General features: G+C 33.1%; 10 protein-coding genes. 2 read left to right on the forward strand and 8 right to left on the reverse strand.

Translation table 11 applies throughout. The features are described from left to right. The first annotated feature begins 740 nt into the window (after nucleotides 1-740). The gene (locus tag CHA01nite_RS16480; RefSeq protein ID WP_146943360.1) at nucleotides 741-1,259 is read left to right on the forward strand and encodes a DUF2911 domain-containing protein; all 519 of its coding nucleotides are present in this window, start codon (nucleotides 741-743) and stop codon (nucleotides 1,257-1,259) included. 281 nt (nucleotides 1,260-1,540) lie between these two features. Here the strand turns inward: CHA01nite_RS16480 and CHA01nite_RS16485 are convergent, their stop codons facing one another. The 5 genes from CHA01nite_RS16485 to CHA01nite_RS16505 form a co-directional block, all read right to left on the reverse strand. Then, nucleotides 1,541-3,913, reverse strand: coding sequence for an amidohydrolase family protein (locus CHA01nite_RS16485; RefSeq protein ID WP_146943362.1), 2,373 nt, complete (start codon nucleotides 3,911-3,913; stop codon nucleotides 1,541-1,543). Continuing rightward, complete coding sequence (locus CHA01nite_RS16490; protein WP_146943364.1) at nucleotides 3,904-6,687, reverse strand: P-loop NTPase fold protein; 2,784 nt, start codon at nucleotides 6,685-6,687, stop codon at nucleotides 3,904-3,906. The genes CHA01nite_RS16485 and CHA01nite_RS16490 overlap by 10 nt, the downstream gene beginning before the upstream one ends. 103 nt (nucleotides 6,688-6,790) lie before the next feature. Continuing rightward, nucleotides 6,791-7,468 (reverse strand): PDDEXK family nuclease, encoded by a 678-nt coding sequence (locus tag CHA01nite_RS16495; protein ID WP_146943366.1) that lies wholly within the window; start codon nucleotides 7,466-7,468, stop codon nucleotides 6,791-6,793. Beyond that, a complete protein-coding gene (locus CHA01nite_RS16500; protein WP_146943368.1) occupies nucleotides 7,440-7,847 on the reverse strand; it encodes a hypothetical protein in 408 nt (135 codons plus the stop codon). Before CHA01nite_RS16500 ends, CHA01nite_RS16495 begins: the two co-directional genes overlap by 29 nt. A 230-nt stretch (nucleotides 7,848-8,077) precedes the next feature. Next, nucleotides 8,078-8,299: a helix-turn-helix domain-containing protein gene (locus CHA01nite_RS16505; RefSeq protein WP_146943370.1), complete on the reverse strand. Its 222-nt coding sequence runs from the start codon at nucleotides 8,297-8,299 to the stop codon at nucleotides 8,078-8,080. A 133-nt stretch (nucleotides 8,300-8,432) separates the two neighbouring features. On the opposite strand from CHA01nite_RS16505, the gene CHA01nite_RS16510 reads away from it, so the two are divergent. After that, nucleotides 8,433-9,005 carry a hypothetical protein gene (locus tag CHA01nite_RS16510; RefSeq protein ID WP_146943372.1) on the forward strand — a complete coding sequence of 191 codons (573 nt, stop codon included), beginning with the start codon at nucleotides 8,433-8,435 and terminating at the stop codon, nucleotides 9,003-9,005. A 623-nt stretch (nucleotides 9,006-9,628) separates the two neighbouring features. Here CHA01nite_RS16510 and CHA01nite_RS16515 read toward each other — a convergent pair. The 3 genes from CHA01nite_RS16515 to CHA01nite_RS16525 all read right to left on the reverse strand — a co-directional run bounded on the left by CHA01nite_RS16515 (nucleotide 9,629) and on the right by CHA01nite_RS16525 (nucleotide 12,290). After that, nucleotides 9,629-10,582 carry a hypothetical protein gene (locus CHA01nite_RS16515; RefSeq protein ID WP_146943374.1) on the reverse strand — a complete coding sequence of 318 codons (954 nt, stop codon included), beginning with the start codon at nucleotides 10,580-10,582 and terminating at the stop codon, nucleotides 9,629-9,631. Between the two features lie 145 nt (nucleotides 10,583-10,727). Further along, nucleotides 10,728-11,609, reverse strand: coding sequence for a tetratricopeptide repeat protein (locus tag CHA01nite_RS16520; RefSeq protein ID WP_146943376.1), 882 nt, complete (start codon nucleotides 11,607-11,609; stop codon nucleotides 10,728-10,730). A gap of 93 nt (nucleotides 11,610-11,702) precedes the next feature. Beyond that, on the reverse strand, nucleotides 11,703-12,290 hold the full coding sequence (locus CHA01nite_RS16525; RefSeq protein ID WP_146943378.1) for a hypothetical protein: 588 nt from the start codon (nucleotides 12,288-12,290) through the stop codon (nucleotides 11,703-11,705). Nucleotides 12,291-12,309 lie beyond the last annotated feature (19 nt).

Below are 12,309 nucleotides of genomic sequence, written 5' to 3' on the forward strand. Positions count from 1 at the left end.
TCTGTGCAATCCGTGGGAGAAATTTTAACCGCAAAAGAGGCAAAAGATATTCATACCGTTGAATAAAGTTAAATATCTGATGCTGACAAAGCGCACAAAAGTTTTTAAAAATCAAAGATGTTTAATCTGATGTGTTCTAAAAATATTTTCAAGCCATTCAAATCTTCTCTGTGGCTTCTGTGTCAAAATAAACGCTGCCATCTGTGAAAATCTGCGCAATCCGTGGGAGGAATTTTAACCACAAAAGGCACAAAAGACACTGATGCTGCTAAAAAAGCTGAATGCGATGCTATAAAAAAGCGCACAGAAGTTTTAAAAATCTTTGATTTTTAATCTGATGTGTTTTAAAAATATTTTCAAGCCATTCAAATCTTCTTTGTGACTTATGTGTTAAAATAAACGTTGCGATCTGTGAAAATCCGTGCAATCTGTGGTAGAAATTTTAACCACAAAAGTCACAAAAGATACTGATGCTGCTAAAAAAGTTGAACGCGATGCTGTAAAAAGCGCACAAAAGTTTTTAAAAATCTTTGATTTTTAATCTGATGTGTTCTAAAATGTTTTCAAGCTATTTAAATCTTCTCTGTGACTAATGTGTTAAGAACTTGGCTCATCATCCATCCGCTTAAAAATATGTTTGAGACTTTTGCGGTTCCATAAAAAAGTTGAAGCAGATCTAAGAAGAAAGCAGTACATTCGTAAACGATTAACAAAATAACAAACAAGTAAATAAAAATAGTATGAAATCCATCCTAAAATCGGCGACCGTGCTTGTGGCGGCCATGACGATCTCTGTAAATGCCTTCGCGCAGGAAACCAAAAAACCGGCCAGCCCACCGATGACGGCCACCGGAAAAATCAAAGATGCCAACATTACCATCGCTTACAGCAGCCCATCCGTAAAAGGGCGTACCATCTGGGGCGGCCTGGAAGCGTATGACAAAGTATGGAGAGCCGGAGCCAACGAAGCCACCACGTTCGAAACGGATAAAGATATTACCGTTCAGGGCAAAAAACTGCCGGCCGGGAAATACAGCTTCTTCCTGATCCCTAAAGCCAGCGGAACCTGGACCGCCATCTTCAACAAAGAAGCCAAGCAATGGGGCGCCTACAAATACGAGCAGTCCAAAGACGCGCTACGGGTAGACGTAAAAACAAAAGCGTTACCAACCACCCAGGAAGCCTTAGTCTACAAAATCAACAAAAACGGTTTCACCATGGATTGGGATAAAATCTCCGTTCCTGTGGAAATTAAGTAAGTTTGAATTTGAAAAGTTAAATCCCGGTTGTAGCCGGGATTTTTTGTGTTTTTATTTAGTTATTGACAAGAATGCTTATCCTGAGAGTTTACATCACGTTCAGTCATTTCATGAAACCGTTACTGAACTAGTATGAGGAAGTTTTGAAGATTTACTGCTGAATCTGATGGCCTAATTTTTATGTAATACAAAAAAAAACTTTAATTTTTAATAATTAAAATTTTATATATGTCTTTAAGATTTATTCTTCAGATAAATGATTAATAAGATGTATGGATTTTCTATTTAAATTTATAAATTTTACTATTTTCATCAATTTTTTTTATAAATTTCATTGCTTTTGATTGAGAAAGTTTATGATCATTAATAAGTGAACAGTACAGGTTTGCAAACTCATTATATATATTTGTTGCGAAGATACCTGTATCATCGGAACCTAGAACAATTGGTGGTATACTGTAGCCTTGCTCATTCCAATTTATCCAATTTAAAAGATGGTATGTTGAATAATTTTTATGAAAACCTATTCTGACATTACTTGTAGGAAGTGTTTCAATAACTATTTCATGTATTGTCATAAATTTTAGAATTTCAAGCTGTAAAATTTCAAGTTGATTATAATCAAACATTTCAAATGGGTCTATTGAAATAACTTTGTCATAGTTCTTACGAATTGACATATTATGATATTTTTGGTATAACTCAATGATTTTATCATTAGTAATACTGTTATAACCTTTTATTATTTTTCTATTCAAGAACCAATTATTTTCTATATCATCAAAAATTCCTTGTGCTTGTAAGTAATTTTTTTCATTAAAACAGTGTAAAGGGCAACATTCACGCATTAACCAAGCTTGTTCAAGAATTAGTATAGGATAATATTCATTATAAATATTAAAGCTTAAATTATTTACTTCGTTTATTATTTGTGGAATTAATCTTTGTAGTTGTACTGCATTTGATTTTACAATCAAATGATAAGCAAAAATTAAATTATCAAGATGTATCCCTTGCTTTATTAAAATACTTTTACCAATTATCTCCGACCATAATTTAATAGAAATCCCAGCAGCCGTAGCATGACCAATACGGTCAGTTTTAGTGAGGTTACAAAAAATAATTGCTTCATAAATAGACCGTAAACCATCTAAAATATGATAAAAATCTTCTCCTGCGTGGTATGTGAAGTGTTTTATACCTTTTCGACGTAGTGCTCTATATGTTGGAGCAAAAACTTCTGGAGGAGCATCGAACTCGCTTGAAGCAGCATCAATTCCAATCAGTTTACTTTTATACTTAGGGTAATTTTTTAATAAAGAAGATATATTTCGTCCTTTCTTTGCAACTTCTAATCTTAATGCTTTGTGTCGTATATAAGGATTAGGTTTTGCATCTATTTTTTTTATAAAATGTGCTATTAGTTTTAACTGAGGTAAATGATTTTCTGATAAACTTAAATTCAATGTTTTTATCATCTTGTTCCAGCCTTTATATATTGCTTCAATTTGCGTGATTAATTCTAATTGTGTAACCTTCGGTGAAAATCTTCCCTCTAAAAAAGATAAAAATTTACTTTCGTTTCCGTGCATTTGCAGATATCTTCTACTATAGCTTTTTTCACTTTGTTCTCTTAAACCATTTAAAGTATTCTTTTGAAATTGCTCAAAACCATTTTGGTGAGTTTGTTGGACTAACAGACGATTTGTTAATCCTAATATTAATAGATAGTAGTGTAATAATTTTGTTATAACTTCATTAGGACTCTTCATTATTTTTTCTAAAATCAAAACATACATATAAGATTCTACTGACATCAAATAAGGTGTATCCCAATCTGATGAAATTTGATCTAGAAATGGATGCCTATATCCTGCAACTTGATTTGATAGTAACTTATTAATATTATTAGTGCGAAAATTTTTATCATTTTTAAGACTATCAGGATTAAATATATATTCGTATAATATGTGTCGAATTTTTTGAGCATCTTTTAACAAATTGATATAAATAAGAGGTTCAAGTAATGATGATTCTTGTTCAATTTGTTCTTTAACTTTACTATTGCTAAAACTTTTTTTCAGATCTCTGTATATTAGAGTTGGATGTGACAAATAATCTTGCCAAATCTGATCTGTTTCTAAAGATCCATTTAAGTGCATGTGTAAATCATGAAAACCTTTATTGTCATTAAGTAAATGCTCCAGTTGTGTGATTTTTGCACTAGGTATAGATGTATATTTTGTGTTTGGGAATATTAAATCTTTGAAAAAAAATAAATCTTTATTTTCTACTTTAATATATTCATTGTACATAATTAAAGACTGAAGAAATAAAGGAGGTATGTATGTTAAAAGTTCCTGCCATGAATTCTGCATTTCTTCTTTTACATATACTCTTTTGTCTTTTACCTCTAAGTGATTTTCTGAAAGCTGTTTAACGCCAATTAGAAAAATGTCACTAAAGTTAAAAACATTTTCAAAAGCTTTTTCTTGATAAAGTCGATAGAGGTGATCTGGTATTAGCCTATTTTGAGATCTAGACAAAAGAAATAATCTTCTCTTAATATCTTCAAATGAAACATCATTACCAACCATGTATTGGGAAAGTGATTCATTATCCATTAGAAGATACTTATATAAATCTACGGCCATAAAGAAGGGTTTAATTCTAAAAATCTTCGGAAATTTCTTATTTTACCGCTATTGTCTTTTTTGCCAAATATAGTATAGAGATACGTGCTTATTTGTTTATTATGTTGCGTATTTGTAGGTTTTCCTTTGTCTTCAAACCATTTTCTTGGATAATCATTTTCCTTTAAAATTTTTATTAAATCTTTTTCTCTACCTCTGTTAGCTAAAGTACTATCTCCTTCCATAAATACTTGGTATATATCTGCAGCATTTTTTACAGCATCTGAATTGCTGATCTGAACTAAGTTTAACTGATTATACACTGAAATTCTCATAGCATTTTCTAAGTTTTGTCCGGTATAATCGACAAGTCTAAAAACTAACTCATTATCACTATAATCTAAGTAGCAGGTTAAGAGGGGACAGCTTAATAGCCATTTAGATAATGAAAGACAATTTTTTTGTTCAGAAGGTAATGAATTCAATTTTTTTAAATTTTGTAGGAACAATTGGCTAGAAAGTTTTGTATTGTCCATACTTAGTTTTGGCGTATTCTGTAATTGTTCTAAAGTATCTTCAACTATAATTGCATTAAAAAATGAAATTATTTGATAATTAAAAATTTCTCCTAATAAGATTGATTTATTAAAGTCTCTATTAATATTTTCTAATGCAAAATAAAATCTAGTATATATTTTTCCAAGAAGATGAGAAGGGATTTCGGCTGGATTTGCAATTTTCTCATAGGAAGAAATCCAAGATAATATATCTTCTGCAAAATTGTCTAATTCTCCTTTATCAGAAAAATCGTCACTTAAAAAATCAAACAGACTAGGATTGTCATTCACTGAATCGTTTTGCAAAATTACAGAATTCCTTCTGTCAAAAATTGGTGCGGGATAGGCTCTCATTTGAGATAAATTAAGAAGGGCAGAAACAACTTCTTTCATTCTTTCATGCTCTATTTTATCAGCTGCAATTAATTGATCTCTTTTTAAGATTTCCCCTATTGTTGCCAATAAAATGTGAATTGAATATGAAACTTGAGTTGCTTGTCTGTGTGAATATGATGAAATAAAACTTGGAATATAAGCTATCGTTTTATCTAATAGCGATTTTGTCTTTACTGGAGAGAAAACTGAATCTAGTCGATCTGTAAATCCTTTTTTTGCAATTTCTTCAAGTCCCATTAATTTGATATAATGATTTGTATTTTGCGTTGCTGGATTATTGATTGCTCCAAAAATATAACTTTGTAGATTGGCCGTGATATCCCTTAATACTCGATCGGTATAAATACCACTTTTATCACAAAGATCTTCTATTGTTGGGCTAACAATATTTGAGGAGCTATTACTTGTGGCGTAAGGAATAATACTTAAAATATTTCTTATATATCCTATTCTTATAAAGTAATCAAAAAGTAGATATTTCCCATTTTTTTTACTATTAATAGAAGATGATAATAATATATTTAAAGAAAATAAGCATGCATTAAGGTTTGAATCAGTTGTAATGGGTTGTAACTGATATACATCTAATAATCTATGATTTGATATCAAAAGGTCAAGTATTATAGTATTGATGAATTTTGAAGAGTGCTTAGATGTGTACGTATCTACATTTTTTTCTTGAAGTTCTCCTAAGAAAATATCTATTATAGAATTATAATCACGATTCTTGTCATCAATATTTTTTATCAAAAATTGTATTTGCGTTCTAAGAGGAAGTGAAAGTAGAAAAGTTCTATAGACTTCTTGTTGTGTAGGATTAACAATTCCAAATTTTTTAAGAATTCTATTATAAACTTTGTCTAGACTTTCTTCTTTTTCCAATGCAGGATGACTGACGTTAATGCTTATATCCCTGCTAATTCTCTTTTTTTCAGAAATTGTAGTAAGGTGAATACGATACTTTGGAGGCATAATTTTCAACATATATTGTGAAGAAAGTTCCACAACCATATCATTAAATCTATTAATCTTTTTGCTGTTATAACCTGTTCCTTGTTCTATACCTTCGTATGTAAGTATTTCTCGACCAAAATTCATCCATTTTTTTTGACGAATAACGGTAGAGTATAAATTCATATCGCCACTCAATAAAATAATCAGTTTTGAGCTGGTAAAATATTTTCTTATACATTCCAAAACAGCCCATCCCTTGGACGAATCCACATCAATATCGTCAAAAATTAGTAGAAAAACATTTTTCTTCAATATTTGTGCTGAGAAATCTAATAAATCATTGAAATTTTGCATAAGATTTCTTGATGCCGATACTGCTGCTAAACCAGTGTCCATAACAAATTCAGGATCCATCCAATTATCTGAATTATTAGAACCTATTCCATCAATAGAGGGAATTCCGTGAGCTAAATTCATTAACTTATTATGCCATTGTCTTTTAATCTGTTGATTATATTCCAAATTAAAGACATCGTCATCAAGCTTTTTGGTTATTGCCTCAGATATCGCTGATAAAACATTCAAAAAAACATGTCCTTTTTCTTCTATTAAAGTTGGATCAATAATTGGAAGTACACTTACCTCATTATTAGTCTCATAATACTTCTTGGCATTTAAAAGAAACGACGTTTTTCCACTACCACGAGATCCTAAGACAGTAATCGCTTTATGTAAGTTTTCTTTTGACTCATCTGTCTTAGCTAAATCAATCAAATCATTAATATGATTTATTACGGTTAAAAATTCAGTTATATGGATTATGTTACCTTCTAAAAAGCTTCTTGCATTTTCACTTTTAAGAAGGTCAATAGTGATTTCTCCAGACATTGAGTATAAGTTTAATGGTTATTATAGTTATCTAAAATATTATTTTTAATAATATTAAACAAATGCATTTAATAATATGTAAATATTTTACAAGATTATAAATTTACATTGTATAATGAATTAACAATGTTCCAAAAATCTTACAATTATCAAAATAATGTAAAACATTTTGGTCACTACAATAAAACAAATGAACAGAATTAGGAGATGATGGAACAATATTGGTAGGAAAATTAGAAAAAATAGTTCTTTTATTACTACTAAGAAGACTCATTTCTCTCCTATATCCCAAGATTTCCCGAATAACACGTTTTTCTATTTTTGTATTTTTACATTCGACCGCCATATAGATCTGTTCAAAACTTGGCCTGTTAGATATATTTGGACAAGTCAGAGCTATATCCAATTCATGGTAGTCTTGTCTTGTTAATATGCTGTTTGACCCATTTATATTGTGGCTCATTGTTGTAAACTCAATATCTGTCCAAAGTTCAGCTACCAAATGACTAGATGAATATACTTCAATGTAGGGATAATACCTGTTCACAGGACCACCTTTTTGTTTTAACATTATATTATTATTGTTAATTAAACGTAGATTAAATCCTTCATCCACATTTAATCTGTGGCAAATCTCAGCTAATACAGAAGCTTCATATAATTTACCTTGTAATGCACTAATAGGTAACAGCATAGAAGATTGTGCAGCTGATATTGCTAAACTATTTTCTAGAATATTAGAAATTCTGCTTTTAATTGTTGTTATTTGGGCTTGTGTCATTGTCCTCTAAAATAATGTTCTGAATCTCTTTCAATTCCTCTATTATAGGTCTGTAAGATGGAAGATTTCTTAAACTGTAAACTCCTTGATTTTCTACCAGTTGAATCTGTATATCTTCAATAGGAACTTCAGACTCTATGGCTTTATTTAGTTTATTAATTATAATTTCAAAATTGTCATTTGAGATTGATTCCAATATTTCAATTGATTTATCAATGTAAAAAATTAAAAGTCTTTTTGGGTTAAATACCAACCTCTCTTTTTGTTCCAATTCTTCACGTAAGGCAATCTCAATCTGTTGAGTAACCTCACTTAAGCCATTGATTCTTAAACTTTGAATTAGGTGCAGCCTAATTTCGGTAGCTTGTTGAAATGTCATGTTTAAAATTTAGAAAAAGTAAAAATTATGAACATTACATCTCTGAAATAATTAATATTTAATTTTTTTATTCAAACAAATGCAATGTAAATTAGCTTTCAACAAAAATACTTAACTATGAAATGCTATTGTTAGGTATTTTCCCTGAATTTTTGAAAATTTTAAATTATATTCTCTCTTAAAAACAAAAAATCCCGACTCACGTCAGGATTCTCAATATTTATTTCTTTTTACAGTCCAGCCATTTCAAAGAATTTGGATAATTTAATATTTTGGGCTTCACATATTCTCATGATCGTAATTAAACTGATCTGATACGTGTCGTCTTCTCTGATTCTCCGTACTGTTTTTTCATCAATATTGTTTTCAGTAGCAAAACGACTGTTATTGTTCATCGGAACAACCCATTTATCCCTTATATACTCAACAATCTTTCTGTTTGCTACTTCCATAGAAACAAATAAAAGCGTAATTCCGTAAAATAATTCGGACTTAAATCCGAATTGTATCTATTTTTTATTACATTTGTAGGGCAGATTATATCAAGCAACCAGAAGAAAAACAAAAACACAAAACCTTCTTTGTATGAAAAAAAACAACATAGACTTTGAATCCCGGTTTTGGTCCGGCCGGAGCAAGCTTTCACCCATAGCTTTAGGGGATGTATTTTTCCAGTTCTATGACCTGGCCACGGCGAAGGCGCGGCTCAACCTGATGATGCAGTACGCGGTACAGGGGAAAACGCGGATCCCGGAAGATCCTTCGGTGGTCTTTCACCTCCACCAGTCGCTGCGGTCGCTGATCCGGGCAGGGTGGTGCCTCCGGAAGAAATCCGGGAAATGGATAGGAGAGCCCGTTTCGGAGACCGGCAATCCATTGCTGTACGGTTCGCTTTCGGCGGAAGAATACCGCGATCCGGTCCGGGTGTTCCGCAAAGCTTTTAAGCAGTACCGCCTTGAGGAATTAGAGGACTTCCTTTCGGATATCGTGTATTTCTCCCTCGGGACGTTCAACCAGGTACCGGAACGTGATATCGTCGGCCCGTACCTCCACCTGATGAAGATTCTGGACGCGGCGTGGCTGATCATGGAACGGAAGAACAGGAGAAAGGATCGTTTTCAATCTACACCACAGGAAATTGAGGTTCAGATCCGCTAGGTACCTCACCCGAATCTTTCCATACGATTCTAATACGATGTTTAAATTCCTACCGGATGACAAACAGCGTGTTGGAATTTGATTCACCACCATTGTAAGGAAAGGCTGCCCGGTGGCTGAGGTTCTCGAAGCCACGTTATCACCTGTGAAAATCCTTATAACCGGTAGAAGGTTTTAACCACAAAAGTCACAAAAGATATTGATGCAGCTAAAAAAAAGTTGAATATGATGCTGGAGAAAGCGCACAAAGTTTTTAAAAACCTCGAAGGGGTTCGCGAATTCCTTCAACAATATAAATAAAAGATGAGTCAAATCTTTGATTTTTCTCTGATGTGTCCTGAAAATGTTTCGACCTATAACAAAATCTCTGTGACTTATGTATTAAATCTTTTGCAGAAATGACCCATTGATTTTTGTGGATAAAGCAGGGCTTCGAGAGCCTCAGCCCCCGGAGTACGGTCCAATGAAAATCTTTGATTTTCTCTGAGGTGTTCTGAAAATATTTTCAAGCTATTCAAATCTTTCTCTGTGACTTATGTGTTAAAAATAAACGCAGTCATCCGTGAAAATCTGCGCAATCCGTGGGAGATTTAATAGCGAAAGAGCGAAGGGCACTTTCAGCATCATTTCGGGCATTTGGTGCGGATGTCATCGGAATTGTAATCCCGGAACAGGATCCTGCCGAAATTTTTATCGGAACATAAGGTGTTCGTCTTTTTGCCGTCATTCCAGACGGTATTTTCCCCGTATTTGGAAAGGACGACCTCTTTTAACGGTTCGCTGAATTTGAAGGTAATGTATTTTTCCGAAGTGTATTCGTCAGGCACTTCATTGAAGAGTTCAACCGTAAAGAACCGGTCTTTCACGACCAGCTTCCGGAAGGAATCCCCAAAGCTGTTCGGATAGATCTTTTCGTTTTTCAGAACGTCGTATTTTTTATTCTGATCATTCAGTAAAATCAATATGGGCGCTATTTGGGTGTCAGGATCCTGGGGATCGGGATCACGGTTAGTGGCCAGAACGACAATTTTGTCGGTAAAATGATCATTGTTCAGGTCACAGTCTTTTTCTTCTACAACAGAATACTGATCCCCGGCAACAGAGGCGATGACCGTCTTGGAATCCAGGGTTCCTGCACTTTTAGCTACCGCATTCCCAAAAAACTTCGAATATTCTTCCCTAACGTTGATCAGATCCACAGTCTCATATTTTCCGTCTTTATAAAATACGGCATACCAGGGGCTTTTATGTTTTGAAATGGCTGCGGTTTTGTTATCTTTCTTATAGACAAACACTTTCGTGTCATCAGCATTTTTATAGGATACTTTCAGCGAGTCAAGATAGGTTGATGCTTCAGAAAAATAGTTGTTGGCATCGTCTGCGATGGTGTAGAAATCTTCACCGTTTTTCTTTTTAAGGGCCGATATCGTTTGATCACCCGGCGAAACGAAAACAATACCCTGGTCTTTCAGAACAAGGGTGTCCGATCTTACAGATGCAGAGGTTGTTTCTTCCCGTGATTTATTACAGGCAACTGAAAAAAAAGCGATTAGTCCGGTTAAAAGAAGGTTTTTCATAATGTACTGGTTTATTTCTAAACGGTAACAGCCGTTTTCGTCTCGTATTCTTTTCTGATAAAGTAAAATTATGATTTCCCTTTTATATTTTTATTGAAACAGCATCATTTTTGGCTATATACTATTTCTAACAATACATCCAAGCCTATTCAATCCGATCATAAACCCGTTGCGGTACTTTCGACAGATTTTTATTCTGGGATTTCATTAATGACAAATATTTTGCGTAATGTATTTTCGCCTGATCGTGGTCCTGAATTTTCCAGAGTACGTCTGCCAGATTAAGATAGGCAACAATCCGGTCCGGAAATTGACGGATGATTTGCTCCAACAGAATTTTGGACTGCTGGTTGGCCCCGGTTTTTTCCAGATGAAAAGCCTGATTGTTCGCTGACTCTACATTACTGATTTTGAGATCACCATTTTTTACATCAGGATAGCTGATAAAGAAATCTTCCGGAGAATTTTGAAAATTCTGTATCGCAAAAAGGATATTTTCAGAATCGTAAACGGACATTGATGGGCTGTCCTGCTCGAAACGATCCGGAAGTTCTGCTCCTATAGACTGTAGATCTTCATACGTTTTATTCAACAGGTTGAAGTTATCAACATATAACCTGTTCATCATCAATCCATCCGGTCCGAATTTTATAATTTCTTTATCCATGAGTAAGATTCCTGTATCCGAACAGGTAAAATCATATTTTTCTTTGATCTTTGTAGAAGAAGCATTCTGGTCATAGAGTAGTGAAAAACCGCGGTCATTATTTTGAATAAGCTCTGTAGAAACAGACATCTCATTGACGATAAGATTTTTATAAATCTCTTTTTTATTTTTATAGACCACTATTAAATCATCACCTTCTGTGGTTACCTTAAGCGTCTCATCATCGTTATAAGAATTCTGAGGTTTGTTTATAGATTTATGATCAATATGGTTACTGACTTTTTCCTGATGCTCTGATGGCTTTGCACAGGAACTTATAAAAAAGCTGAATATTAATGTTAATAAAAAATGTTTTATCATTGTGTTTTATTTAAAATTTTAAAGGCTCATCATTTATTATTCTGTTTTAATCTGCTTATCAATCCGTAAAATTTGTTCATGTAGCTCAATGCTTTAGTAGTACAGATTTCTTTTATCCATTTCAGCGTCCAATGATTCATCTAAAAAATAGAGATGATCCGGTTTGATTTTTCCATTTTCGATTTTACTTACCTCATAAGAAACAGGATCAGCAGACCTGGCTGCAGGAGATGAGAAATATTTCAGCTGCCATATTTTATTGTTCTTAAGATCCAGGTAAGAAACGTGGGTATAATTACTGGGTTCATATCTGAAACCGGCGGTGTGCCTGAAAAATTCAACCGAATCTGTTTTTTTATTATTTAATAAGGTGTAAAGAATGATTCTGTAATTTTTCCCACCGTTTAAAAACTGCTTTTCAAATTTAATGTTGGCTGATCTGTAATTGGACAAGCCTTTAAAATTGGAATAATTTTTTTCATAAAGCGCAGCCTGATTTTTTAAAATGGTATATCCCTCTTTACCCTTTAACGTCTTAAAAAACAGTTTGTCTGAAAGTTTTTGATCCCCAACAAAATAATTTTGCGTGCGGCTGCTGGAAATGATATTCTCTTTTCTAAACGACAGCCCCAGTAGTATCGTGAAGCTGATAATCAAATAAATGAATCCGGATTTCTTCATATCTAATAACAAAAATTAA

The organism is Chryseobacterium hagamense (genome assembly GCF_007991455.1).
GTDB classification, from domain to species: Bacteria; Bacteroidota; Bacteroidia; order Flavobacteriales; family Weeksellaceae; genus Chryseobacterium; species Chryseobacterium hagamense.

Bases quoted from the DNA above. Each gene is read 5' to 3' on its own strand.
- CHA01nite_RS16480 (WP_146943360.1), top strand. From the start codon at position 741: ATGAAATCCATCCTAAAATCGGCGACCGTGCTTGTGGCGGCCATGACG.
- CHA01nite_RS16485 (WP_146943362.1), bottom strand. From the start codon at position 3,913: ATGGCCGTAGATTTATATAAGTATCTTCTAATGGATAATGAATCACTT.
- CHA01nite_RS16490 (WP_146943364.1), bottom strand. From the start codon at position 6,687: ATGTCTGGAGAAATCACTATTGACCTTCTTAAAAGTGAAAATGCAAGA.
- CHA01nite_RS16495 (WP_146943366.1), bottom strand. From the start codon at position 7,468: ATGACACAAGCCCAAATAACAACAATTAAAAGCAGAATTTCTAATATT.
- CHA01nite_RS16500 (WP_146943368.1), bottom strand. From the start codon at position 7,847: ATGACATTTCAACAAGCTACCGAAATTAGGCTGCACCTAATTCAAAGT.
- CHA01nite_RS16505 (WP_146943370.1), bottom strand. From the start codon at position 8,299: ATGGAAGTAGCAAACAGAAAGATTGTTGAGTATATAAGGGATAAATGG.
- CHA01nite_RS16510 (WP_146943372.1), top strand. From the start codon at position 8,433: ATGAAAAAAAACAACATAGACTTTGAATCCCGGTTTTGGTCCGGCCGG.
- CHA01nite_RS16515 (WP_146943374.1), bottom strand. From the start codon at position 10,582: ATGAAAAACCTTCTTTTAACCGGACTAATCGCTTTTTTTTCAGTTGCC.
- CHA01nite_RS16520 (WP_146943376.1), bottom strand. From the start codon at position 11,609: ATGATAAAACATTTTTTATTAACATTAATATTCAGCTTTTTTATAAGT.
- CHA01nite_RS16525 (WP_146943378.1), bottom strand. From the start codon at position 12,290: ATGAAGAAATCCGGATTCATTTATTTGATTATCAGCTTCACGATACTA.